The organism is Pantoea sp. ICBG 828 (assembly GCF_002928355.1).
In the GTDB taxonomy this organism is placed as follows: Bacteria; Pseudomonadota; Gammaproteobacteria; order Enterobacterales; family Enterobacteriaceae; genus Pantoea; species Pantoea dispersa.
The window spans coordinates 87,995-113,998 of record NZ_POWN01000008.1; the positions used below are offsets into that span (position 1 = coordinate 87,995).

The following is a 26,004-nucleotide window of genomic DNA, read 5'->3' on the forward strand; positions in this document are numbered from 1 at the left end:
CAGAAATCGCTGGCTGCGGTTTTATACGCGACAAGAAAAATATCACCCCTCTTTATCCGTTGTCGTTTCTTTGGTGGCAAAAAAGTAATGAAAACTGAAAATGCTTTTTCACTGACCGCTGTCGGCAGCGAAGATCAGGATGATATTAACGCCCTGAGTGACGCCTTTTCACTGAAGGCGTTTCGCTATATTGATATTGCCCGTGAAGCGCGTCTGCAACAGTTGCTGTCGCGCTGGCCGTTGTTGCAGGAATGCACGCAGGGACCGGAGTCACCACGCTAATGCCGGTTCTCGCCTTACAGGGGCTGCGCGGCGGGTGTGGCGCGACGGCACTCAGTGCCGCGCTGGGCTGGGCGCTAAACGCGCTGCAGCAGTCGGTGCTGCTTATCGACCTTTCGCCAGCCAATCAACTGGCGGCCCACTTTAATCTGCCGCTCGACACGCCGCACGGCTGGCTGCGTGCGCAGCTGGATAACCAGCCGTGGCAGCACAGCGCGCTGCGCTATCAGCCGGGGCTGGATTTTCTGCCGTCTGGCACGCTCACGCATCAGCAGACCTTATCCTTAAACGCAGCGACAGCGGAAATTGCACAACCGCTGCTTAAGGCTTTGCCGGCCCTGAAACAGCGCTATCAGTGGATTATTTTCGACCTTCCGGCGGATCTGCTGCCGTGGCAGCTGGCGTTCATCCCGGCCGCCGATCGGCTGCTTCAGCTGTTAACGCTGGATGCCAACTGCCAGCTGCGCCTGCACCGCGCGCACTTTTCGCCGCAGACGCTGTTTCTGATTAACCAGTTCAACGCCAACAGCCAGCTGCAGCAGGATCTGCATCAGCTGTGGCTGCGCTCGCTTAAGAACCTGATTCCACAGGTGATTCATCGCGATGAAGCGCTGGCGGAAGCGCTGATGATGAAACAGCCGGTGGGCGCCTGGCGTCCGCATGCGCTGGCCAGCGAAGAGATCAATACGCTGGCCAACTGGCTGCTGCTGCATGTCGCCGGAGGTGGCGCATGAATGCGCTGCGCTGGCTGCTGGTGCCGCAGGCCTCGCAGGCATTGCAGCAGCGCGCGCACCTGGCGCGTCAGCACGGCGCCGGGCGGTTAACGGTCGCGCTGCATCTGCTGTGGTGCGTGCTCGCCTGGTCGCTGCTGCGGCTGGAAACGCCGGCGTGGCGGCGCGTGCTGCAGCAGCGTCAGCGCTACTTCCCGCATATCTCTCCGCTGCGCCCGCGTCCGCTCGATATTGTGCGCTATGCACTCCAGAGCCTGTGGCTGCTTATTATGCTGCCGCTGGACGGCAGCGCGCGCAGCGAGCGTAAACGTTTTAACGCCTTTGGCTCGCTGTTCCGCTGGCGCCAGCAGCTGTATCAATGGCTGGCGCACCTGCCGGCGCGGCTGGAGCACAGCGGCGTGCCGCAGCGCAGCGAACGCTGGCTGCAGCGCCTGCCACGGCGCGTGCGTCAGCTGCTGTTCATCGTAGTGGCGATCGCCGCCAGCCTGCTGGCGCTGCTGTGCATCTCGCAGCCGTTTGATATCACCACGCAGTTTGTGTTTGTGCTGCTGCTGTGGGCGCTGGCCATGCTGGTGCGCCGTATGCCGGGCCGGCTGGTGACCATCATGCTGATTGTGCTGTCGCTCACCATCTCCTGCCGCTATCTGTGGTGGCGCTATACGGAAACCCTTAACTGGGACGATCCGCTCAGCCTGACGTTTGGCCTGCTGCTGATTGGCGCGGAAACCTACGCGTGGACGGTACTGGTGCTGGGCTATTTCCAGACGCTGTGGCCGCTCAACCGCCAGCCGGTCTCCATGCCGCCGGAGATCGCCAGCTGGCCCAGCGTCGATATTCTGGTGCCGACCTACAACGAGCCGCTCAGCGTGGTCAAACCCACCATCTATGCTGCGCTGGGCATCGACTGGCCGCAGGATAAACTCAACATCTATATTCTTGATGACGGCACGCGCGAGGAGTTCCGCGAGTTTGCTGCCAGCGTGGGCGTCAATTACGTGGTGCGCCCCAGCCACGAACACGCCAAGGCCGGCAACATCAACCATGCGCTGAAAACCACCTGCCGCAGCGAATACGTGGCGATTTTTGACTGCGACCACGTGCCGACGCGCTCGTTCCTGCAGCTCACCATGGGCTGGTTCCTGAAAGATCACCGGCTGGGCATGCTGCAGACGCCGCACCACTTCTTCTCACCGGATCCGTTTGAGCGCAACCTCGGCCGCTTCCGCCAGACGCCGAATGAAGGCTCGCTGTTTTACGGTCTGGTGCAGGATGGTAACGACACCTGGGATGCCGCCTTTTTCTGCGGCTCCTGCGCAGTGCTGCGCCGCAGCGCACTGGATGAGATTGGCGGTATTGCGGTGGAGACCGTGACGGAAGATGCGCACACCTCACTGCGACTGCACCGCCGCGGATACACCTCGGCCTACATCCGCATTCCTCAGGCTGCCGGGCTGGCGACCGAAAGTCTGTCAGCGCATATTGGTCAGCGCATCCGCTGGGCGCGCGGCATGGTGCAGATCTTCCGTCTCGATAATCCGCTGTTTGGCAAAGGGCTGAAGCTGGTACAGCGGCTGTGTTACGCCAATGCCATGCTGCACTTTCTTGCCGGTATTCCCCGGCTGATCTTTCTGCTGGCGCCGCTGGCGTTTCTGCTGTGCCATGCCTACATCATCTATGCGCCCGCGCTGGCCATCGCCATCTACGTGCTGCCGCACATGGTGCATACCAGTCTGACCAACTCGCGCATCCAGGGGCGCTGGCGCCACTCGTTCTGGAGCGAGGTGTATGAAACCGTGCTCGCCTGGTACATCGCCCGCCCCACCACCGTCGCGCTGTTTAATCCGCACAAAGGCAAATTCAATGTGACCGCCAAAGGGGGCCTGGTAGAAGAGCGCCATCTCGACTGGGTGATCACCAAACCCTATATGCTGCTGGTGCTACTGAACATTGCCGGTATCGGCATGGGCTTCTGGCGCATGGCGCACGGCCCGGCCAATGAGCTGCTCACCATCTGGGTCAGTCTGGTGTGGGTGGTTTACAACATGATTATTCTCGGCGGCGCGGTGGCGGTGTCGGTGGAAGCACGTCAAATTCGTGAAGCGCACCGCGTGGAGATCGCCATGCCGGCGGCGCTGGCACGCGCCGATGGTCATATGCTGCCGTGCACGCTGCGCGACTACTCTGACGGCGGCGTGGGCGTCGAACTGCGCGAGCCGGATGCACTGCGCGAGAACGAAAGCGTCTCGCTGCTGCTGCGGCGCGGACAGCAGGAGTTCAGCTTCCCGTGCCAGGTACAGCGCGTATTTGGCCGCCGCGCGGGTATCCGCCTGCACCAGCTCTCCACCCGCCAGCACATCGAATTTATTCAGTGCACCTTTGCGCGCGCCGATACCTGGGCGCTGTGGCAGGACGGTTTTCCGGAGGATAAACCGGTGCAGAGCCTGGCGGACATTATGCTGCTCGGCTTCAAAGGCTATTTGCGGCTGGCGGAGTATGGTCCGGCACCGCTGCGCCGCCTGTTCCGTGGCCTGACCGCCGGACTGCACTGGCTGGCAACGCTGTTGCCGCATAGCGTCCGTCCGCGACCGGCAACGCTCAACACTGATTTTACCTAAGCTGATGATATGACCATGACGAGAAAACTGAGTTGGTTCACCGCCCTGCTGCTGGGCACGGCATCTCTGGCGCAGGCGGCACTTCCGGCGGCGCTTCCTGCTGCACCGCCTGCGGCAACCTCTGCGCCGCTGTCCGACGTGAACCAACCGCTCGATACCAGCGCTCCGCTGCGCGATAGCCAGCTGCTGTTTACCCAGGTGGCACCGCCGCCGGGTAGCATGACGCTGCGCGGCACCGTCCCCACCAGCCAGATTGAGTTCGGCGTGCGCAGCGACGAAGTGGTCACGCGCGCGCTGCTGACGCTCAACTACCGGCCTTCGCCGGCGCTGCTGCCGACGCAGTCGCAGCTCAAGGTGTATCTCAACGATGAACTGGTGGGACTGGTCACCGTCACCGCCGATCAGCTCGGCAAAGAAAACCAGACGCAGCTGGCGATCGACCCGCGCTACATTAGCGACTTCAACCGCATCCGCCTGGAACTGGTCGGCCACTACGCCAACGTGTGTGAAAATCCGGCCAACAGCACCATCTGGCTGGATATCGGTAAAGCGAGCAAACTGGACCTGACGCTGCAGAAGCTGCCGCTGAAAAACGATCTCTCCCATTTCCCGGAGCCATTCTTTGACGCGCGCGACAACCGGCCGCTGCAGCTGCCTATGGTGTTCAGCGGCCAGCCGGATGTGCAGCAGCAGCGTGCGGCAGGCCTGCTGGCCTCGTGGTTCGGTAGCCAGGCGCAGTGGCGCGGCCAGTCCTTCCCGGTGCTGTATAACCAGCTGCCGGAAGGACAGCATGCGGTGGTATTCGCCACCAACGATCGTCGGCCGGACTTCCTGCAAACGCTGCCGCCGGTGGACAAACCCACCGTGGAAATGGTCAGCCAGCCGGACAATCCCTATCAGAAGATGCTGCTGATTCTCGGCCGCGACGATAACGATCTGATCACTGCAGTAGAGGGCATTGCGCAGGGTGAACTGCTGCTGCGCGGCGAGCGCGCCACCATCGACAGCGTGAAACTGCTGGCCCCGCGCCAGCCGTACGATGCGCCAAACTGGGTACGCACCGATCGCCGCACCACCTTTGGTGAACTGACGCAGTATCAGAACCAGCTGCAGGCTGATGGCCTGCAACCCAACCCGATTAGCCTGACGCTCAACCTGCCGCCGGATCTGTTCCTGGTGCGCGCACGCGGCATTGATATGGACCTGATCTATCGCTACACCTCACCGGTGCAGCAGGACGGCTCACGGCTGGCGGTGCATCTCAATAACCAGTTCATGCAGGATTATCCGCTGACCAGTAAAGATGGCGCGGGCCAGCAGCTGATGCGCATTCCGCTGATGCAGGGCCTGCAGGACAACAGCCGTCAGCTGACCATTCCGGCACTGCGTCTCGGTGTGGTGAACCAGCTGCGCTTTGATTTTGACTACGCCAATACCTTTATCGGCGGCACTGCAGATGGCCGCTGTGAGACCGTCACCCCCGTCGCGCATCATGCGGTGATCGACGATCGCTCCAGCATCGATTTCTCCGGCTATCGTCACTACATCGAAATGCCCTCGCTCGGCGCGTTTGCCAGCGCTGGCTTCCCGTTCAGCCGCTTCGCCGATCTGGCGCAAACCCTGGTGCTGGTGCCGGCAAAACCGGAGAGCGGCGAAGTCAGTACGCTGCTTGACGCGCTGGGGGCGATCGGCGCCCAGACCGGCTATCCGGCACTGCGCGTGCAGATGAGCGATGACTGGCGCAACGCGAAAGACCACGATGCCGATCTGCTGCTGATCGGCAGCATTCCGCCGGATCTGCAGGCGGAGACGGCGATCAATCTGCTGGTGGATCGCACGCGCAGCACCCTCAACATGCCATCGCGCCCGGGCAGCGCGCCCAACGTGCCACTGTCAGCCAGCGAGCGCACCGCCGAAAGCCAGACCGGCATCAGTTCGCGCGGTCCGCTCGGCGCTCTGGCTGGCTTCCAGTCGCCGTTTCACGATCAGCGCAGTGTGGTGGCGCTGCTGGCTGACAGCCCGCGCGGCTGGGAGTTGCTGAACGGTGCGCTGCGCGACAGCGGCAAACGCGCGGCGATGTTCGGTTCTGTCAGCATCGTCCGGGAGTCCGGCGTCAACAGTGTGCGCGTGGGCGATACCTACTTTGTCGGGCATCTGCCGTGGTGGGAGCGGCTGTGGAATCTGCTGGCCACCCATCCGGTATGGCTGGCGATATGTGCCGTGCTGGTGGTGATCCTGTTCGCCCTGATGGCCTGGCGCCTGATGCGCATGGTGAGCCGTCGCCGCCTGGCTGAGCTGGATGACGATGAATAAGTTACCGCTTGCGCTGCTGATCGCCAGTGCGCTGGCCGGCAGCGTGGCGGCCGCGCCCGGTCCGCAGGTGGCGCCGGTCGCGTGGCTGCTGATGCAGATTCGTACCGGCGAATCCACCAACAAATACGATTTGGTGCAGCAGTCGCTGTACCGGCTGGAAAAAATCGATCCGGATAACCCGCAGGTGCTGGCGGCACGCATTCGTATGGCGCTGCGTCAGGGCGATCAGGCCAAAGCGCAGCAGCTGTTCGATGCGCTGCAAAAGGCTGCGCCGGATGACGCCGCCACGCGCGAATCTGCGGCAGGTTTGCGCCTGATGAGCCCCGAAGGACGTCAGCAGCTGCAGCAGGCGCGGCTGCTGGCCACCGCCGGACGGCTGCCGGAGGCCAAAACCGCGTGGGATGCGCTGTTTCACGGCGTCTTTCCCGATGTAAACACCGAACTGGAGTACTGGCGACTGGTGGCGCGCCTGCCAGGCCAGCAGCCGCTCGCCTGGCGTCAGTTGCAGGCGCTGGAGCAGCGTTATCCGGGCAATATCGGCGTCGAGCTACAGCTGGCGCGCATGGCGTTTGATAATAATCAGCCGGATCAGGCGGTGACCCAGCTGCGTCAGCTGGCCAACCGCGACGGCGGCCGCGATGCCGCGTCTGAATTGTGGCTGCAGCAGATCCAGAACCAGCCGGTGAGCGAGCGCAGCGTTGCCAGCCTGCAGCAGTATCTGCAGGTGTTCACCAGCGGCGATGCGCAACAGCGCGGAGCGGATGAGCTGGCGCGTCAGCAAAAAATGCTGGCCGATCCGGCCTTCCGCCAGCGCATGCGCGGCCTGGCGCTGGTCGAAGCTGGCGGCGGCGCGGCGGCAATCGGCGCATTACAGGCGGCGCTGAAGGCCAATCCGGACGACGCCGAACTGCTCGGTGCCATGGGCCAGGCACAGGCGCGTGCCGGTCACCGCGCCGCCGCCATCAGCTGGCTACAGAAAGCGACTCAGGCGGGCCAGGCCAGCACGCAAATCGGCAAGTGGCAGTCCCTGTTACAGACCAATCGTTACTGGCTGGCTATCGACAGCGGCGACGCGGCGCTGAAGCAGGGGGATTTATCCGGCGCTGAGCGGCAGTACCGCAGCGCGCAGGCCATCGACAGTAATGATAGCTGGGCGCTCATCGGCCTCGGTGATGTGGCGCAGGCGCGTAAAAACAGCGCGTTAGCCCGGCAGTACTGGCAGCAGGCGCTGCGCCTTGACCGCAGTAACGGCACGGCGCAGCAGCGCCTGAGCAATTTACGTATTGAGAGCCTGCTGGCCGACGCAGACGCGCTGGCGCAGCAGCAGCAATGGCCGCAGGCGGTAGCGAAATACCGTGAGGCGGCTCAGGCGCGACCGGATGATGTCTGGCTGGCCTGGCGGCTGGCCAATGCGCTACGCAGCAGTGGTGACAACCAGGCAGGCGCGGCAGTAATGGCCGCGATGGTGCGCCAGCAGCCGCAGCAGCCTGCCGCGCTGTATGCGGCGGCACTGTGGCAGTCATCCGGCGACGACGATGCCGCCGCGCTGGCCACGCTGCACCGTTTACCCACCGCTCGCTGGGACAGCAATATGCGCGAACTGGCGGACCGCCTGGCGCAAAACCAGGCATTCGGGCGCGCCGCAGAATTACGCGCCCGCGGCGATGAAGCCGCCGCCATCCGCTTGCTGCAACAGCAGCCGGCCTCGTCGCGCCGCGACATTACGCTGGCCGACTGGGCGCTGGAGCGGGGCGATGCCACAACAGCGCTGGCCGGTTATCAGCAGGTGCTGCAACAGGACGCCAGCAACAACGATGCCGCGCTCGGCCGCATCGAAGCGCTGCTTGCGCTGCAGCGCACCACCGAGGCCCGTGCAGCGCTGCACAGCCTGCCGGAAAGCGTGGCACAGCAGAGCCTGAACAGCGGCCGGCGCGTGGCGCTCGCCTGGCAGAACAGCGGCGATACCAGCAAAGCGCGGCAGCTGTTCAGCGCGCTGAAAACCCGCGCCGCCGCTGTCGCGCCGTCACAGGAAAAAGCGCTGGTGCTGCGTGACGCCGCGCGGCTGGAGAGACAGCAGCGCCAGCCCGCGCTGGCACAGCAGGATTACCGCGCGGCGATGGTCGCCAGTGGCATCACGCCTGCGCTGCCAGACGATAACGTCCGCTATACCCGGCTGACGCGCACGCAGGCACAGGACGACTGGTTAAAACGCAGCATTCGCAGCGACGCCGCTGACCTGTATCGCCAGCAGGACACCACCGTGACGCTGGAACAAGACTACTCGCGCGACAAAGGCAACGGTGGCACCTCCGATTTCACCGCTCATACCACCATGCTGCAGGCGGAAACCCCGCTGGCCGATGGCCGCAGCTTTGTGCGCGTCGATCACGTACAGGTGTCTGCCGGGACGTTTTCCACCACGGATGGCAGCCACAGTGAACTGTTCGGCAGCTGTAACGACGCCAACGCCGGGGGCTGCCGGCGCGACTTCACCCAGCGGGACGAAGGTACAGCGCTGGGCGTCGGCTGGCACAACGATCGCTGGTCCGCCGATATCGGCACCACGCCGCTCGGTTTCACCGTGACCAACTGGGTCGGTGGCGTAAGCTGGAAAACCGACCTCGACGATCTCGGCGTCACCTTTACGGCTTCACGTCGCCCAATCTCCAGTTCGCTGCTGGCTTACGCCGGCGCGCGCGATCCGGCCACCAACGGCGGCAAAAACTGGGGCGGCGTCGTCGCGACCGGCGGCGGCATCGGCCTGAGTTACGATCGGGGCGGCGCGCACGGCGTGTGGGCCGATCTCAGCGCCCATCAGATCAGCGGTGAAAACGTGGCGGATAACAGCCGCGAACGGCTGATGGCAGGCTATTACTACAAGCTGATCAATAGCGACAACCAGCGCGCCACCATCGGCCTGAACAGTATGCTGTGGCACTATCAGAAAGATTTGAGCGACTACACCTTTGGCCAGGGCGGCTATTACAGCCCGCAGCGCTACTTCTCGCTGGCGGTGCCGCTGACCTGGCGTCAGCGCACGGAAAACTGGTCGTATGAACTCGGCGGCTCGGTGTCGTGGTCACAGTCAACCACCGACGCTCAGGCGCGCTACCCGGTGAATCCCGGCTTTACGCTGGCCAGCAATCCGTCATCGGACAGCAGTTCCGGACGCGGTTTCGGCTATACCGTGCAGGCGTTGATAGAGCGGCGCATCACGCCGCACTGGTCGCTGGGTTTGGCCATGGATATTCAGCAGGCGAAAGATTACACCCCAAGCCACGGGCTGCTGTATGTGCGCTACTCAATGGCCGGCTGGAACGGCGACATGGATATGCCACCACAGCCACTGGAACCGTATGCGGATTTTAAATAAGCACACTATTTACCCTGCAGTTCTCTTAGCATCGCGGCTCGCAGGATCGCGTTGAGGCGCGTCTGGTAACCTTTGCCAGGCGCCTTCAACCACTCAAGAATATCCGCATCAATTCTGATCGAAGCCTGGGTTTTTACCGGGCGGTAAAAACGCCCCCGTTCGGCAGCCTGCCAGAAACTGTCGTCTAACGGCGCAATATCATCACACTGGATGTCGCTGTCCTGTTTCCGGCTCAAAGCATCCAGCTCCGCCTGTTGCTTATCGGTGAGCGGCGGTAATTCACTGCGTTTAAACCTGACTTTGCTCATAGCGCCTCCTCTCAATACGCGTTGCATGGCGTGCGCTGATAATTCTTATTCGCTCAACATCTGTTTCGAAGCGCACCGTATGGGCCACCAGAATGACCACATGCCCCATAACATTACCAAGGGTTTGCCAGCGATATTCCCCATTTTCATAACGATCCTGCACCGACAGGTGGAAAGGATCCTCAAACACGCGGGCTGCAACTTCAAAGCGGATACCATGCTTGCGGAAATTTGTTTCCGCCTTGGTGGTATCCCACTCAAACTCCGGTTCCGTTTGCATTTATCATACACTTTTGTCTATACATTTTAGCATGACAAATTGCGTGTAGTACGCGCTGATGGTGTTGATCGGGCGCAATAGCTGCGCGGTCAGTACAGGAATGAAATGAAATACAGACAGGTCTGGAATCGAGTGAAACGCTGGAACAGCGGTTTGAAACCAGGCGGGCGGGCCTGATGGTGATCGGCCGGACGGAAGGTTAATTCCGTCCGGCACAGAGAGGCTATCGCTTCTCCTGATAAGCCAGCCAGGTCAGCAGTTGCAGGCTGGCGGAGAAATAGTTTTGCTCCGGCGCCAGGCGGTCGCTGAGGTAGCCGGTTTGGTTGAGCGTCAGGTCGCGCACCGCGGTCAGGCCACCTTCCATATTGTAAGGTGCCGGGGTGTTGGCCAGCACATCAAACCACGCTGGCGTGGTGTCGCGCGCGTAGCCCTGCCAGACGCGCTGGAAGGGCACCAGCCGCAGGCTTTGCGGATCGTACCACCAGATATTCAGCGGAATACGAATCGCGTCATAGCTGAAGCGGTTGGAATAGCCGACCGCCGGCGCGACGGAGCCATCGGCGTTCAGCGCCACCCAGTCCAGCGGCAGGCCGGTTTTGCCAAACTGCATGTCGCCCAGCAGCGCAAGGCCATCATCAATCAGCGTGTTCCACACGCGCAGATGGCTGTGCTGCGCAAACTCCTGCCATGCGGCGAACAGGAAATAGGAAGGGTTAAGCACCACATAGCTGGTTTTATTGAAGCCCTGCGCGCCCGGCAGCATCACCTTGCGGCCGGCGTAGTCGATCACCGTTAGCTTGATGACCGCGCGCTGAATGCGATCCGACGCCTGCTGATAATCACCGCCCCACTTCTGCGCCGCGCGCTGCAGCGCCCAGGCGATCAGCACATCCCCGTCCGAGGCATCATTCTTATCGGCGATGGGATCGGCTGCGCCCGGCGTATAGCGCCAGTAGAACAGGTCATTCTGCGGATTGCGCAGATGGGTACGCGTCCACTGCCACAGCAAATCAAAGGTGGCGCGATCGTTATACGCCACCGCCAGCAGCATGCCGTAGCCCTGACCTTCGGTGTGGCTGACGTTGTTGTTGGCCGTATCGCTGATGCGGCCGTCGCTGCTCATAAAGCGGCTTTTGTAACTGCTCCAGCCATCGGCGGCCGCCTGAGCACTGAAAAATATCACCATGAAACACAGCATCCACTGACGCCAGAACCGCATCACTCTCATCACAGCTTCCTATTGGTATCGATAATGCAGCGTGCCGCCGTCGATTTTTTCCAGCGTCAGCGGTACCGCCGCGCTGCCACCCTGCGCACGTAGCCACTGCGCGTACACGCCGGCCAGCACTGCGCTCAGCGCCAGCTGCCAGCGTTCTGCATCAAGCTGGCTGTCGCCCTGCGGCAGGGCATGGTGCTCAAGCATAATCGCGTTCTGCTGCGGCTGCAGCTGAACAAAGCCCCAGTTAAAGCGCGCCAGCTGAAGATTAATTTCGCGCTCCAGATCCTGCACGGTGCGCGCCTCCGGCAAAGGATAGCGCGTTGCCAGCAATTCGCCCACGCCGTTGAGGAAGGCTTCCGCCTCCGCGCCAGCGTTATCCAGCATGCTCTCAATCATCACGCTGACCAGATCAAACCAGCCCGGCTGATACGGATGGCTGATGCGTGCGCCCGGTTGCTCACTCATTAGTTGTCTCCAAACAGATAACGGAAGTACAGATTGGCTGTGCTTTCGTTGTAATCGCCAAAGGTGTCATAGCCGAGCTGGCCGCCGATGGTGACATCTTTATTAATCTTATAATCGGCACCGGCGTGCAGGTTATAGCCGATACCGTTTTTGCTCTCACCGCTGTAATAGGCACTTTTGACAAAGCCCTGATCGGCGAGGCTTTGCAGCTGGGACTGCAGCGACGGATCGTTGGGGAAATATGCGCTCTTGTCCTGACTGTACGACTGATAGCCGACCGAACCGCCAACGTTGACTTTCAGGTCATCAAACTTGCGGCTGAAGTCGACAGGGAACGACACCGCGGCATAATTCTGCGGGCTGAAATAGCCGCCCTGACCGTAGCTGAAGTAACTCAGGTTTTTGGAGAAATCCATCCACGACAGGCTCATGCCGACCTTCAGCTCGCGGTCGTCGTAGTGGTAAGGCCGCACGTAAGCGCCCGCCGTGGCCTGCACGCTGTTGTTGCTCGCCACGTTCTCGCCCAGATAGCTGTAAGCGCCGCCGCCGACGTAGAAACCCGCGTCGCCGTTATCGAAGCTCAGCATGGCGTTGCCGCCGTTTTTGGTGACGCGCCCCCAGCGCTTGCCGCTGGTCTTGTCCTCTACGCCAACGTACGACAGCAGACTGTCGGTCATGGCGCGGCGTTCACCGGTGAGGATCAGCGTCAGGAAATCGGTCAGCTTCGGTGACCACTGCACGCCGCCCACCAGCGTACTGAGATCCTGGCCGAGCGGCGTGCTGCCGAGATCGATCTTATAGCTGTCGCCCTTCAGCGCCATATTCAGTTCCACGCCGGTGGCCTTTTGCGAATCGGTCGACGAAGACGGCGTGTCGTCTATTTTGGCCGCGCCGGATGCCACCACATTGCCCTGCACCAGCGCGTTGCTGCCGAAGCGACGCCACGCATCACCAGCCGCACTGCCAGCGGTGAGCGACACCGGCGTTATAGTAAAGTCGAAGCGCGACTCGCCGAACGGCACGGTCGAGAAGGTCAGCGGCGCTTTGGCTTCAGTCAGCTTGCTGAGCCCCGATTCGCCGTCGCGTCCGCGCACCTGCATCTGTCCCTGTACCCAGGTGCCGGTTTTCTCCTGCAGATTGTCCATCATCTCGTCAATCTGGCGCAGCGTCTGGCTCTGCCGGACATCCGGCGTGGTGCTCGCCAGCGTGACGTCCTGCGCGCTGCTGCTGGTGGCCGGTGCCGTTTGCCACGGCATCACTGTGCCATAGCTGGAAGGCGAACCGGACACCGGCGAGGTGCTGCGGTTGATAAACGGATTGTCCGCCAGCGCCAGACCGCCAACGGTCGGCACGCTGCCGCTCTGTGCGCCCTGCAGACCAATCAGCTGGCCGCGCGCGCTGCGCAGGTAGCTCATCGCCTGGCTGTGCTCGCCGTTAGCTTCCGCCACGCGCGCCAGCAGTAACAGGCGATCCGGCGTCTGCTCATTGCGCAGGCCGCGGGTTAAGGTGTTCGCTTTGTCGACGTCGTTCTGCGCCAGCGCCACATCAATAGCACCGGTGCGCGCATCCTGAGTGGGCGTATCCTGCGTCAGCAGATAGTCATACACCACGCCCGCTTCTTTGTTCATCTTGCCGGACTGATACAGACGCGCCATGGCAAACATCAGATCGCGGTTCTGCGGATCGTGCTGCAGCGCGCCCACCAGCTTGTCATAGGCGGCGGCGTACTGCTTCTGCTCGCGCAGGCGCTCGACTTCATTGATGAGATAACCGTTGCGGATGCCGGCCAGCTGCGTGGGCGTACTGCGCGCCTGCAGCTCCGGACTGCTGAGGAAGCTCTGCGCTTCGGTCGTCAGTCCCGCCTGATTCAGTACCGCCACCTGCGCGGCGTAATCACCGGCGTTGCCCTGCACGCCGCGCTGCATGTTGCCGCGCACCACCGTCACCGCCGTGGTGAGATCGCCGGCTTTGGCCAGTTTCTGTGCCAGATTACCGGCATCGACCGGATTGGCGGGCGGCGTGGCGGCCAGCGCGCGCAGCGTATTGGCCGCTGCCGCGTCAGATCCCTGCGCCAGATAGCGATCGGCGGTGGCCATTTGCAGATTGAAATTCACGCGCTGCGCCAGTTCGCGCATCTCGCTGTTCTTGCTGCCGTTGGGAATGCGCGCCAGCAGCTGGCTGGCCTGCTGCCAGGCACCGCTCTCGCTGGCGTTGAGCGCACCGGCATACAGCTCGCTGGTGCTGGCACCGCTGCGCAGGGTCGGCTGCATGACGTTGGCAGCCAGTAAACTATCGCCCTGCGCGCGGTAGATGCGCGCCAGATCGAGTCGCAGCCAGCCGTCGCTGGGATAGCGCTGAATGGCGCTGTTCAGCGTGGCGATGGCCGCACTGCGGTTGCCTGCCGCCAGCTCGCGTTTTGCCTGCGCACGCAGCGGATCGCTGCTGTTACCGCGCGGTGCCACGCTCTGGCGCACGCTGTCGGGCAATGATGCCAGCAGGGTATTGGCTTCGGCGCTGCGGTTTTGCTGGCGCAGCACATAGAACAGGCCCTCTTTGGCGCTGCGGTTATCGGCATCGCTCTGCAGAATGGCCCGGTAGGTCTGCTCCGCCTGCTGCAGCTGATTGCTGCGGCGCAGCACATCGGCACGGAACAGCTTCGCCGACACGCCTTTCTCGCCCTCGGCCTGCGTCAGCGGCTCACTCAGCGCCAGCGCCTGCGCGCTGTCACCGTTTTTCAGCGCCTGCTGGGCATTCGCCAGCTGCGCGTAAAAGCGGGCATCGGCCGCCTGCTGCTGACGCTGCTGGCTTTGATCGCCGCCCAGCTGTGCGGCGCGCGTCAGATAATCGGCGGCCTCAGCGTAGCGTCCGGCGCGCTGCGCCACATAGCCCATACCGGCCAGCGCATCGGCGTCCTGCGGGTTGGCCTGCAGCACTTTTTCAAAATTATTCTGCGCGCCGCTGACGTCACCGCTGTTCAGCGCGGTAAAGCCCGCGCCCTTCTCAGCGCCGCCGACATTTTTACGGTAGTAATCGATCACCGCGCTATCCTGCGGATGGCGCTGCTGCCAGGTCTGATACAGCGCGGCATCCGACGCCTGCGGCGCCAGCCACAGCAGCGCCTGACGCAGCGAGCGGTCGGCCTCTTTGTTACCGTCCGCCAGGCTGGCCAGCACATCAATACCCTGGCGGCGCGTTGCTTCCTGATAGGTCAGCGCTTTACCCAGCGCCAGCTGAGCGCCGGTATCCTGCGGATGGTCAGCGGCAAACTGCCGCAGCGCTTCCACCGCCTGCGGCAGCAGCGTGCGGTCGCCGGCCATGGTCAGATAATATTCTGCCGCCACGCTGGGTGGCGGCTCGTTACCGCTGAAGGTGTTGCGCCAGGTTTGCAGCGCGGCGGCGATGTTACCGCTGCGCGCCTGCTGACGCGCCAGTGACAGCTGCGCCTGCGGAATGCTTTGCAGCTGTCGGGCGTTGTCCAGCTCCGTCAGATGCGGATCGTTGGGCGATACCGCACTCAGGCGGGCGCGCCACTGTGCCGCATCGGCCGCGCTACCGCTTTGCTGTGAATAGAGCGCCAGCAGATACAGCGCCTGAGTATTGTTCGGCTCCACCATCAGGATTTTTTGCAGCGAGGCTTTCGCCAGATCGTCATGCGCTTTCTGATGCCAGTAGGCCGCCTGGTCGAACAGCGCCTGTAACGCGGGATTGGTGCTCTCCGCCGCCAGCAGCGGCTGTGAGAAGGTCAGCGCGCCGCCCAGCAGCAACGCCTGACGAATACCGGCACTTATCAGCTGTTTTTTCATTATTTTTATCCTTACTTGCGGCCGGAGTGGCTATCGTCTTTCGGGTGGAGACGGCACCACGCGTGGCGCTTCAGCATCACCCAGGCTGCACTGCCGATCAGCGCCGACAGCAGCAGCGCCGCCAGCGCCATCAGTACCGAGTGCTGGTTGGCATACCACACCACCATCATGTACCACGGCATTTCACCGCTCGGGAACTGCGGCCCGACGCGGAAGCTGCGGATACCATTCTCATCGGTGATGATGGCGGTATCACCGCGGATGCCGGCGTTGATGCGCGCCGAATTCAAATCATCGTGCAAACGCAGCAGCTGCTGATCGCTGGTGGCAACCGTCATCACTACCAGACGATCGGCGCTCCACGGTGAGCGATAGCTGACAAAGCCGCGCCACGCTTCATTCGAAGAGAAGTAGCGATCGGCATCCAGCTGCTGGCGAGACCAGTCACCGGTCAGCCAGCCGCGCAGCTTATCGACGGTGGTCGGCTCTTTGACGCCCAGCGTGTTGCCGCTGGTCTGGTAAGCGGTGCCGGCCAGCATCTGCTGCGTGAAGGCGCTGTGCTGCATGGTGCTCACTGCCAGCACATCGCTGTGCTGCAGGCGCGTCAGATTGGTGCCACCGTTCGGCAGACCAAACAACACCTGGTTCTGCACCAGCGGCACGCCGGTGGCGTTACCGGCGCGCGCGGCCATGTCCAGCAGCGTCGCGATCTCGGCATCACCCGGCGCCTCCGGCAGCAGCAGCGTGGTCTGCGAAAAATCCGCCAGCCGCGAGAACGGGAACGAAGCACCGACGAAGTACGACAGGTTCGGCAGCATGGTGAAGTGGCGCGTGTGGCTCAGATCGATCCACGAATCCTCTTCGATACGGCTCTTGATGTTGTTGTTGAGCAGCACGCCGCACGGCGCATCCGCCTTTGGCTTGATGTTGAAGTAGAGCGCCAGCTGGTTGTCGCCGTAAATCAGGTATGGCTCCAGCTTAAGCGTGTACTGCTCCTGGCGTGCATCCCCGCCCAGCCGGTGCCAGGCGCTCTCCAGCAGCCCGACTTTGTTCACCGTCAGGTTGCGCAGGAAAGTGCCGTTCAGCGTGACGTTGAGGAACGAATTGTTTTCATCGATCCAGCTTTCCGACGGGAAACGGTAATGCAGATTGACCGGAATCGCGTCGCCGTCCCACAGGAACAGATCCGGCGCCGCGCGGAAGTTAACCCGCAGCGCATCGTGCCAGATACCGGTGGTGGTCAGGCTCTGATCTTTACGCAGCAGCTCGCTGAGGCGCACCGGGCGGCTGGTGTTGATCCAGCGCGGTGCGTCGTACGGTTTGCGCGTGCCAATCGGCTGCGGCGGTACGTTCAGGCTGCTGGCATCGGTGGCCAGCGGCTGCGTGGTCAGGCGGTTGGCCGCCTGGCGCAGCTGGGCATCATCTGCACCGACCACCAGCAACAGTTTGTACACCGGATTGTTGGGGTTATCGATCACCTGCAGCAGCGGCCCCTTCGCCGCAGGCAGCGTCACGCTGCCGATTTTGTCACCCGGATGGCCGATCAGGATACCGTTGTGCTCGGGCAGATCGCCGCGCACCACCGGGAAACGGATGCCACGGTAATCCGACTGAATGCCGAGCCAGGAAGCCACCAGCGCGGCGGCGCTGACGCTATCCGGCGAAACGTTAGCGGCAAAACCAAAGGTCACGCTGGCGGGCGTCATGCGCTGCACATCAATAAACGGACGCGGGAAGTTGCGCAGGCTGGTGCCGATGTTGAGCTGCTGGCCTTCAAGGCTGAGCGTGGTTTTCGGCAGAATGGTGACCTGATACTGCTGCGCGCTCTCTTTTTCGCACAGCAGCTTGTCGGCATCGTTGATTTTAAAGCTGAGGTTATTACTGGAAACCACCATCGCCGCCGGAATATCCAGCTGATAGTCGCTGACATCGCTGTCGCTGGCACCCAGCGGCAGGGTGCCGAGCGGCTGGCCGTTGAGCATCAGCTGCAGCGACGTGTTGCGCGACGCCAGCGCGGCAGAGACGCGCAGCGACAGGTTGAGCCGCGCATTAGTGATCACCTCATCGCCCGGCAGGGTAAACAGAATACCGGACTGCAGCTGGCCGCCGGTCAGGGTGATGCCGCGCGGCTGCCCCATCTGCGCCACCGAAATGGTGCTGCTCACCGGCTGGTTTAACAGCGCGCCAGCGGGTTCAGCGGCAGCCGGTGCCTCCGCAGCCACCGGCGGTATGACGATGTCAGGCGCCGCCGATGCTGCTGGTGTTGCTGCCTCTGCCGGCTGTGCTGACTCTGCCGGCTGTGCGGGTGCTGTATTTTCCTGCACCGGCGCTGCATCGCCCGGCGTGTACGGCGCGTCGCCCGCGGCCTGCTTCAGCTGCGGATCGGCACTGCCATCCAGCCCCTGCGGCGGCGGTACGTCAGAGAGCGCGGCGCTGTCCTGGGTTACTGCCGGCGTCTCTGCCCAGGCAGGGGCGAGCAGCAGCGTGGTGGTCAGCGCGCTGGCCAGCAGCGTGTACGTCAATGTTTTCATGCTGCGCTGTCCTCTTTGGCCGTTGCCTGGCCATCACGCTTGCGCGCCTCACGGCGATCTTTCCAGCTCAGCCAGAACAGCTCAAAGACGGTACGGATGATGGTGCCGAGCGACACCAGCGGGTTGTCCTGCTTATATTCCGGCTGGATCCACGCATCGGCCCGCGCCAGCACCACGCGCACCAGTTCACGGCGGCGCGCCAGCGGCATCGCGCCAAAGCGCAGGCGAATGGTCTCCTCATCACCGGAGATCTTGCTCACCGGAATGGTGATGGCACCCGATTTCAGCAGCAGATCGATCTCTTCGATTTCATCATGCTCATGCCGGTTGTCCGGCGCATCCAGCTGCGCGCCGCCCATCGACAGATCGCTGGTTTGCGTGCGCGAAGAGATGCCGCTGGCGTAGTGAATCACCGCCGGGATCTGCACCTCGATACGAATGGTTTTACGCACCTGTTTGGTTTCACGCGCCACGGCAATCGCCGCCATCAGAATAATCAGGCTGAACACCGCCCAGCCGACGTTGAGCGCAATCACATACGGGTCCACCCCGAAGTAATCATGCGCCACGGCACGCACCACGCCGGCCACGATGCCAATCGACAGCAGCGCGGCAACGATGACGTGAGGCCGCACGATGTGGAAGTCAAAGAAGCCCTGGTCCAGCAGGCCGCCTTTATCCGTCACGTTGAATTTGCCGTGCTTTGGCGACAGCAGGGTCAGCAGCGTCGGAATCACCAGGTGGAAGCACATTACGGTTTCGTAGATTTCACCCCAGAAGGTGTAGCGGAATTTGCCGTTCATGCGCGAGTTAACGTACAGCGACATCACCAGATGCGGTAGTACGTAGGCAAAGATGAGCGACGCCGACGAGTGGATAATATTCAGGTTAAACAGCAGGTAAGCCAGCGGCGCGGTGAGGAACGCCACGCGCGGCAGGCCGAACTGGAAGTGCAGCATGGCGTTGAGGTAGCACAGACGCTGCTGCCACTTGAGCCCACGGCCCAGCAGCGGATTGTCGACGCGGAAAATCTGCGTCATGCCGCGCGCCCAGCGGGTACGCTGAATCACGTGCAGCCCCAGACGTTCGGTCGCCAGTCCCGCCGCCAGCGGAATTGCCAGGAACGCCGAGCCCCAGCCGAGACGCTGCATTTTCAGCGCGGTATGCGCGTCCTCGGTGACGGTTTCCACCGCGAAGCCGCCAATCTGTTCCAGCGCGCTGCGGCGAATCACCGCACAGGAGCCGCAGAAGAACGTGGCGTTCCAGTTGTCGTTGCCCTGCTGCACCGGGCCGTAAAACAGCGAGCCCTCATTCGGGATGCTGCGCGCGGCGCGCAGGTTACGTTCGAACGGATCCGGCGAGTAAAAGTAGTGCGGCGTTTGCAGCAGCGCCAGCTTCGGATCTTTCAGGAACGGACCGACGGTGGCCTGCAGGAACGTACGCGTTGCCACGTGGTCGCAGTCAAACACGCAAATCAGCTCGCCTTTGGTAATTTTCATGGCGTGATTGAGGTTACCGGCTTTGGCGTGGCGGTTATCGTCACGGGTGATATAGCCGACGCCAACGTCGGCGGCAAATACCGCGAACTCGCTGCGTTTGCCATCATCCAGCAGGTAAACTTTGATCTTATCGCGCGGGTAGTCGATACACTGCGCCGCCAGCACGGTATCCCGCACCACGTCGAGGCTTTCGTTATAGGTCGGCACGTAGACATCGACCGTCGGCCACAAGCGGGTATCATCCGGCAGCGGTTCGATGGTGCGTTTTAATGGCCAGCTGGTTTGCAGGAAGCCGAGAATTAAGATCAGCCAGACATACAGCTCGGCCAGATATAAGCCGATACCGAGAATCGCTTCAATCTCGGAATTAAACTGCAGCGTCTCCGTGGTGCGCCACCAGATATATCGGGTAGACATCAGCGCGGAAAGAAAAACCATCACAATGGTTATTTTACGGCTTTTACTGAAGCCCAGTAAAAACATCATGCCAATACTGATCAAACCAAAAATATACTGTTTCTGGCTGTCCATAGGCGTGATGACGATTACCGCAGCGACCGGTGCAAGCACCAGCAGCAGCAGGTAAAACCCGAGTTTACTCATGATTCACCCTGAAGAAGCTGTGTTGTTATTATTTGAACCAGGCCGCTGGCGGCCGGGCTTGTTAATAATGACTGCGGATCGGTGCCTGAACTTCGCCGTTGCCTACATTGATATTCAGGATATTCGCCACCCGTTTTGCCACCAGTTCAATATCAAACGCCGCTGCTGAAGCCGGGCTGAAATCATAGATTGACTGCTGCGAGGCATTGGCCTCAGCCACGCTTTCATCGCGGTGCACCACGCCGAGTAAATTATCGCCCAGCCGCTGCTGCATAAATGCGGTTACTTCACGGCTGATATTCCGGCGATTATCACTTTGGTTGAGCACGAAATAATGACCGTGCTGATTATTTAATGGCTGGCCAATCATGCGATGGTTTTCAATTTGCGGCAGCAGCGCCACCGAGGCGGTATCCGCCAGCATCACCACTAAATGCATATCGGCCAGCGCCTGCATGGCTTTTAGCGCCGGACCGGGTCCTGGCGGAAAATCCGCAATAATCACCAGACCCGGATAATTCAGAACGGTATCCAGGCCGCGTTTTAAGAAATGGGCATCGTGCGCCAGGTTGTGTTCGAAGCGCTCACGCTGCGCTTCAGTCACTTCACCGTAAGGCATGACAAAGATGTTGCTGCCGGTGGTAAGGATTGACTGACTCCAGTCAGCCTGCTCTTCCGAGCGCGCCACAAAGCCGCGGCTGTCGTGCAGCGGTACGCCAAAATGCAGGCGCAGCGCATTTTGTACGTCAAAATCGATCGCCAGCACTTTGCTGCCGGCACGCGCCAGACTCCAGGCCAGGTTGGCCGCCATGGTGGTTTTTCCTACTCCCCCTTTTGGCGAGCACACACAAACTAATGGCATAGCGCGATCTTCTCCAGTAACGGTTTGAGCAGTGTTTCTTTAGATAAATGAACCGGTTCCGCCGCACGCGAGCGGAACAGTGCGCCAAAGCGCGAGGGCGTAGCAGGCTCCGGCTGCGCCACGGCGGGCGCAGTGGCCGGTGCTGCGGCAGCAGGGGCGACCGCCTGTTCAGCGACCGGCGCGCTGACCGGCGGCGGTGGGAACAGTGAAGTGGCCGCCTGACGCGCTACGTGCGTGGCTGCCGGTACCAGCGACGACACGGATGCGGCAGTGGGCGCGCTGCTTGCTGGCGGGAATAACGCGCTGCGCGGTGTTTCTGTGTCGGGTGCCGGCGCGCTGGCGGCGAGGCTCTGCAGCAGCGATGCCTTTTCACTGCGGGCGACGGGCGCCGGATTGAGAGCCTGCGGCGGCGCGACAAACTCATCGCCGCGAATTGGCTGCGGCTGCGGCAGATCGACGCGCTGGCCGCTACCCAGCTCCGGCTCATCATCCGTCGCCAGCTGACGGATGATCGCCCACTGGCTGTGATCGGCTTCCAGCGATTGCCCGGACATATCCTTAAAAGCAATGTCCAGCGTTTGCGTTTTTTCCTGGAAACGCTGCAGATCGTCGTAGTTCTTCATGATCAGAGCCTGTTAAAGCGGAGGGGTAATTTCCGCGAATATAACACACACGTTAAGACACGGTGAGAGAATTCTGATTATTAAAACCGCAGATTCGACAAAAGAGTTTTATCTGAAAGATTGAAAATATACAGATGCAAAAAGCATGCACTGATTAATTGAGCAGGATTAATAAAAATCGATTAACGGAAATAGTAGCCGCAAGATAATTAAGCTAAAGCACTGATAATAAACAACTTACCATGGAAATATGCAGTTATCTCTGGCCGTGACGGCGCTCACACAATGCGGCACGGATTCAGAATTTGCCTTAACCTTTTCGCTGTCGTTCAGGACCAGCGATTTAAAGATTCAGTCGCGTAATACATTTCTGCCATCGCAGGCGATTAAGACACGTCAGGTTAATTTTACTCATGTATCATGCCACCAATAACAAAGGCTCCCGCAGGAGCCTTTCGCACTGACTGGCCGTAATTACGGCGTCGCCACCGGCTGATTCTCATCCTGGTCGACGGCGAAGCAGGCGATTTGCTGCTCACCATACTGCTTCAGTTTCGGCTGCAGCTGCACGCAGGTACCGAAACGACGGCGGCAGCGTGCGTTGAACGCACAGCCCGGCGGCGGATTTAGCGGGCTCGGCAGCTCACCGGTCAGTTTGATGCGCTCGCGGCGTTCGTCCGGGTTGAGGCGTGGCGTGGCCGACAGCAGCGCCTGAGTATACGGATGGCGCGGGTTGCTGAAGATCGCCTCTTTGCTGCCCTTTTCCACACAGCGTCCGAGATACATCACCATCACTTCGTCGGCGATGTGCTCCACCACCGACAGGTCATGCGAGATGAACACATAGGACAGGCCGAGATCCTGCTGTAAATCCATCATCAGGTTGAGCACCTGAGCGCGCACCGAGACGTCGAGCGCCGAGACCGGCTCATCGGCAATCAGCACGTCGGGATCGAGCATCAGGCCGCGTGCAATAGCGATACGCTGGCGCTGACCTCCGGAGAACATGTGCGGATAGCGATCGTAGTGCTCAGTTTTCAGGCCCACTTTGGCCATCATCTCCAGCGTTTTTTCCCGCCGTTCCGCTTTGCTCAGCGCGGTATTGATCACCAGCGGCTCTTCCAGAATCTGGCTGATTTTCTTACGCGGATTGAGCGAGCCATACGGGTTCTGGAACACAATCTGGATTTTCTGCCGGCGCAGCTTTTGCGCCTGCGGATCGTGTTTCAGCAGATCCTGCCCGTGCCAGTACAACTCGCCGGCGGTCGGCGTTTCAATCATCGTCAGCAGGCGTCCGAGCGTGGATTTACCGCAGCCGGATTCGCCCACCACCGCCAGCGTTTTGCCACGCTCGAGGTTAAAGGAGACGCCGTCCAGCGCCTTCACCAGGCGCTCCTGGCCGAACAGACCCTTTTTCACCGGATAGTGTTTTTTCAGGTCAATCGCCTGCAGCAGGTAATCCTGCTTGGTGTTATCAAGACTCATAAGTCGGTCTCCCGGCATCATCCAGTGGGAAGTGACATTTGGACTGGCGGCCCGGAATATCGCGCAGCTCAGGTTCTTCAGTACGGCAGCGGTCAGTCACGTACGGGCAGCGCGGATTGAGCAGACAGCCGTTAGGGCGGTCATACTTGCCCGGCACCACGCCCGGCAGCGACGCCAGCCGCGCTTTGTCGGCGGCAAACTCCGGCAGCGCACGCAGCAGCGCCTGCGTATACGGGTGACGCGGCGCTTTAAAGATATCCACCGCTTTGCCGCTTTCCACCACCTGACCGGCGTACATCACGATGATGTGCTGCGCCGCTTCGGCCACCAGCGCCAGATCGTGCGTGATCAGGATCAGCGCCATGTTCTCCTGCTTCTGTAACTCCAGCAGCAGTTCGATGATTTGCGCCTGAATGGTTACGTCGAGCGCCGTGGTTGGCTCATCGGCAATCAGCAGCTTCGGCTTACAGGCAATGGCCATGGCGATCATCACGCGCTGGCTCATGCCGCCAGACAGCTGATGCGGATAGACATCAAGCCGCGACGCCGGATCGGGAATGCCCACCTGCTCCAGCAGGTCGATAGCACGCTGACGCCGCGTGCGCTTGCTGCCGCCCTGATGCACTTTCAGCGCTTCCATGATCTGGTAGCCCACGGTGTAGCACGGGTTTAGGCTGGTCATCGGGTCCTGGAAGATCATCGCCACTTCTGCGCCCACCAGCTGGCGGCGCTCTTTTTCGGAGATGCGCTGCAGGTCGCGCTGATTGAACTCCAGCTTCTCTGCTTTCACGCGGCCGGGATAGTCAATCAGCCCCATGATCGCCAGCGAGCTGACCGATTTACCGGAGCCGGACTCGCCGACAATCCCGACGACCTGGCCCTGTTCTACCTGGTAGCTGATGCGGTCAACCGCACGGAACGGTGCCTTTTCGTCGCCGAAATGCACCGACAGTTTTTCTACATTTAATAACGCCATCTCGGTGCCTCTTTACTGCTTGAGTTTCGGGTCGAGTGCATCACGCAAACCATCGCCCATGAGGTTAAAGGCCAGAACCGTCAGCAGGATGACCACTCCGGGGAAGGTCACGACCCACCAGGCACTCTGCGCATACTGCAACACGTCGGAGAGCATGGTGCCCCACTCCGGCGTCGGCGGCTGCGCCCCCATACCGAGAAAGCCCAACGCGGCCATATCCAGGATGGCGTTGGAGAAACCTAACGACGCCTGCACGATCAGCGGTGCCAGGCAGTTAGGCAGAATATTGATGAACATCTGGCGCAGCGTACCGGCACCGGCCACGCTGGAGGCGGTCACGTAGTCGCGATTGACTTCCACCAGCACCGCTGCGCGCGTCAGGCGAATGTAGTGCGGCAGCGCGACGAAGGTGATCGCCAGCGAGGCGTTGACAATCGACGGGCCAAAGATGGCCACCAGCACCAGCGCCAGCAGCAGGCTTGGCAGCGCCAGCATGATATCGACGAGGCGCATGATCACTGCATCCACCACGCCGCCGAGATAACCGGCCATCAGGCCGAAAATCACGCCCAGAATCAGCGACAGCACGACCACCATGCAGCCCACCAGCAGCGACAGGCGCGCACCAAACATCAGGCGCGACAGGATGTCACGGCCGACGTCATCGGTGCCCAGAATAAATTTCCAGCTACCGCCCTCCTGCCACACCGGCGGGTGCAACAGCGCATCGCGGAACTGCTCAGCCGGGGCATGCGGTGCCAGCACATCGGCGAAGATGGCGATCAGCAGCATCAGAATGATGTAAACCAGGCCGATAACCGCGCCTTTGTTACGTTTAAAATAGTGCCAGAATTCCTGAATCGGGGTCATCGGCTTCGGTGCAGCGGTGACGCTTGCGGGATCAACAGCAGACATGATTCCCCCTTATTTCTTATGACGGATGCGCGGATTCACCACGCCGTACAACAGATCAACCAGCAGGTTGACCAGAATGATCAGGATTGCCACCAGCAGCACGCCGCCCTGCACCACCGGATAATCACGGCGCTGCAGTGCTTCGATCAGCCAGCGGCCGAGTCCCGGCCAGGAGAAGATGGTTTCGGTGAGGATGGCGCCCGCCAGCAGCGTGCCCACCTGCAGACCGATCACCGTGACCACCGGCAGCATGGCGTTACGCAGCGCATGCACCACGATCACGCGCATGCGCGTCAGGCCTTTGGCGCGTGCGGTGCGGATGTAATCTTCACCCAGCACTTCCAGCATCGAGGAGCGCGTCATACGCACAATCACCGCCAGCGGAATGGTGCCCAGCACGATGGCCGGCAGGATCATGTGCATCACCGCATCTTTGAAGTCGCCCTCTTCGCCCCACAGCAGCGTATCAATCAGCATAAAGCCGGTGAGCGGATGGCTGTCGTCAAGGAAGATGGTGTCGCTGACGCGACCGGAGACCGGCGTCAGGTTGAGCTGCACCGACACCAGCATGATCAGCATGATGCCCCACCAGAAGATCGGCATTGAGTAGCCGGTCAGCGAGATGCCCACGGCGGTGTGATCGAAAATAGAGCCGCGTTTCACCGCCGCCAGCACGCCGACCGGAATACCCACGGCAACGGCGAAGATCATGGCGCAGATGCCCAGCTCGAGCGTGGCTTTAAAGCGCGGCACGAACTCATCCCACACCGGGATGCGGCTTTTCAGCGAGATGCCGAGATCGCCATGCAGCACGCCATTGATGTAAGTGATGTACTGTTTCCACATCGGCTGATCGAGACCAAACTGGGCCATCAGCTGCGCATGACGTTCAGGGGAGATGCCGCGTTCACCGGCCATGATCAGCACCGGGTCGCCGGGGATCAGGTGAACGAAGGCAAAGGTCAATAATGTAATACCGATGAACGTCGGGATGACAAGGCCCAGACGTCGGAGTATGAATTGCAGCATAAGCCGGATTCTCAGTCATTTTCCGTGGCGCTAACGCCATGGACTACATTGCTCACAATCCGCAGCCGGCATAGCCGGACGCGACGCAAGAAGCG

General features: G+C 61.4%; 18 protein-coding genes. 5 read left to right on the forward strand and 13 right to left on the reverse strand.

The annotated features are described in order from the left end of the window. The first annotated feature begins 87 nt into the window (after window positions 1-87). Genes bcsR through bcsC form a run of 5 tightly spaced genes read left to right on the forward strand, consistent with a single transcriptional unit; the run spans window position 88 to window position 9,311 of the window. Window positions 88-282 carry a cellulose biosynthesis protein BcsR gene (gene bcsR, locus C1Y43_RS18845; protein WP_104189223.1) on the forward strand — a complete coding sequence of 65 codons (195 nt, stop codon included), beginning with the start codon at window positions 88-90 and terminating at the stop codon, window positions 280-282. Continuing rightward, window positions 282-1,013 (forward strand): cellulose biosynthesis protein BcsQ, encoded by a 732-nt coding sequence (gene bcsQ, locus C1Y43_RS18850; protein ID WP_104189225.1) that lies wholly within the window; start codon window positions 282-284, stop codon window positions 1,011-1,013. Before bcsR ends, bcsQ (C1Y43_RS18850) begins: the two co-directional genes overlap by 1 nt. Further along, on the forward strand, window positions 1,010-3,625 hold the full coding sequence (gene bcsA, locus C1Y43_RS18855; protein WP_104189227.1) for a UDP-forming cellulose synthase catalytic subunit: 2,616 nt from the start codon (window positions 1,010-1,012) through the stop codon (window positions 3,623-3,625). The genes bcsQ (C1Y43_RS18850) and bcsA (C1Y43_RS18855) overlap by 4 nt, the downstream gene beginning before the upstream one ends. Window positions 3,626-3,640: 15 nt before the next feature. After that, entirely contained in the window at window positions 3,641-5,938 is a 2,298-nt protein-coding gene (gene bcsB / locus C1Y43_RS18860; protein WP_369974318.1) for a cellulose biosynthesis cyclic di-GMP-binding regulatory protein BcsB, read from the forward strand. Then, a complete protein-coding gene (gene bcsC / locus C1Y43_RS18865; protein ID WP_104189231.1) occupies window positions 5,931-9,311 on the forward strand; it encodes a cellulose synthase complex outer membrane protein BcsC in 3,381 nt (1,126 codons plus the stop codon). Before bcsB (C1Y43_RS18860) ends, bcsC begins: the two co-directional genes overlap by 8 nt. A 5-nt stretch (window positions 9,312-9,316) precedes the next feature. Here bcsC and C1Y43_RS18870 read toward each other — a convergent pair whose 3' ends face one another. The 13 genes from C1Y43_RS18870 to dppB form a co-directional block, all read right to left on the reverse strand. Further along, window positions 9,317-9,619 carry a BrnA antitoxin family protein gene (locus tag C1Y43_RS18870; protein WP_058775497.1) on the reverse strand — a complete coding sequence of 101 codons (303 nt, stop codon included), beginning with the start codon at window positions 9,617-9,619 and terminating at the stop codon, window positions 9,317-9,319. Then, the gene (locus C1Y43_RS18875; protein ID WP_104189233.1) at window positions 9,600-9,899 is read right to left on the reverse strand and encodes a BrnT family toxin; all 300 of its coding nucleotides are present in this window, start codon (window positions 9,897-9,899) and stop codon (window positions 9,600-9,602) included. The genes C1Y43_RS18870 and C1Y43_RS18875 overlap by 20 nt, the downstream gene beginning before the upstream one ends. 223 nt (window positions 9,900-10,122) lie before the next feature. Continuing rightward, window positions 10,123-11,127, reverse strand: a complete 1,005-nt coding sequence (locus C1Y43_RS18880) for a glycosyl hydrolase family 8 (protein WP_031279620.1) — start codon at window positions 11,125-11,127, stop codon at window positions 10,123-10,125. A 9-nt stretch (window positions 11,128-11,136) separates the two neighbouring features. Then, on the reverse strand, window positions 11,137-11,583 hold the full coding sequence (bcsD, locus tag C1Y43_RS18885; protein WP_058758083.1) for a cellulose biosynthesis protein BcsD: 447 nt from the start codon (window positions 11,581-11,583) through the stop codon (window positions 11,137-11,139). Beyond that, window positions 11,583-15,386: a cellulose biosynthesis protein BcsC gene (locus C1Y43_RS18890; protein WP_104189235.1), complete on the reverse strand. Its 3,804-nt coding sequence runs from the start codon at window positions 15,384-15,386 to the stop codon at window positions 11,583-11,585. The genes bcsD and C1Y43_RS18890 overlap by 1 nt, the downstream gene beginning before the upstream one ends. A gap of 11 nt (window positions 15,387-15,397) precedes the next feature. Then, window positions 15,398-17,917, reverse strand: a complete 2,520-nt coding sequence (gene bcsB, locus C1Y43_RS18895) for a cellulose biosynthesis cyclic di-GMP-binding regulatory protein BcsB (RefSeq protein ID WP_104189236.1) — start codon at window positions 17,915-17,917, stop codon at window positions 15,398-15,400. After that, window positions 17,914-20,019 carry a UDP-forming cellulose synthase catalytic subunit gene (bcsA, locus tag C1Y43_RS18900; RefSeq protein ID WP_021507015.1) on the reverse strand — a complete coding sequence of 702 codons (2,106 nt, stop codon included), beginning with the start codon at window positions 20,017-20,019 and terminating at the stop codon, window positions 17,914-17,916. The genes bcsB (C1Y43_RS18895) and bcsA (C1Y43_RS18900) overlap by 4 nt, the downstream gene beginning before the upstream one ends. Window positions 20,020-20,080: 61 nt before the next feature. Beyond that, window positions 20,081-20,881, reverse strand: a complete 801-nt coding sequence (bcsQ, locus tag C1Y43_RS18905) for a cellulose biosynthesis protein BcsQ (RefSeq protein WP_031279622.1) — start codon at window positions 20,879-20,881, stop codon at window positions 20,081-20,083. Further along, window positions 20,872-21,504: a cellulose biosynthesis protein BcsO gene (gene bcsO, locus C1Y43_RS18910; protein ID WP_104189238.1), complete on the reverse strand. Its 633-nt coding sequence runs from the start codon at window positions 21,502-21,504 to the stop codon at window positions 20,872-20,874. The genes bcsQ (C1Y43_RS18905) and bcsO overlap by 10 nt, the downstream gene beginning before the upstream one ends. Before the next feature lie 474 nt (window positions 21,505-21,978). Then, window positions 21,979-22,989, reverse strand: a complete 1,011-nt coding sequence (gene dppF / locus C1Y43_RS18915; RefSeq protein ID WP_021507018.1) for a dipeptide ABC transporter ATP-binding subunit DppF — start codon at window positions 22,987-22,989, stop codon at window positions 21,979-21,981. Continuing rightward, the gene (dppD, locus tag C1Y43_RS18920) at window positions 22,979-23,965 is read right to left on the reverse strand and encodes a dipeptide ABC transporter ATP-binding protein (protein WP_021507019.1); all 987 of its coding nucleotides are present in this window, start codon (window positions 23,963-23,965) and stop codon (window positions 22,979-22,981) included. Before dppD ends, dppF begins: the two co-directional genes overlap by 11 nt. Before the next feature lie 12 nt (window positions 23,966-23,977). Beyond that, window positions 23,978-24,880: a dipeptide ABC transporter permease DppC gene (dppC, locus tag C1Y43_RS18925; protein ID WP_021507020.1), complete on the reverse strand. Its 903-nt coding sequence runs from the start codon at window positions 24,878-24,880 to the stop codon at window positions 23,978-23,980. A gap of 9 nt (window positions 24,881-24,889) precedes the next feature. After that, window positions 24,890-25,909, reverse strand: coding sequence for a dipeptide ABC transporter permease DppB (gene dppB / locus C1Y43_RS18930; RefSeq protein ID WP_021507021.1), 1,020 nt, complete (start codon window positions 25,907-25,909; stop codon window positions 24,890-24,892). Window positions 25,910-26,004 lie beyond the last annotated feature (95 nt).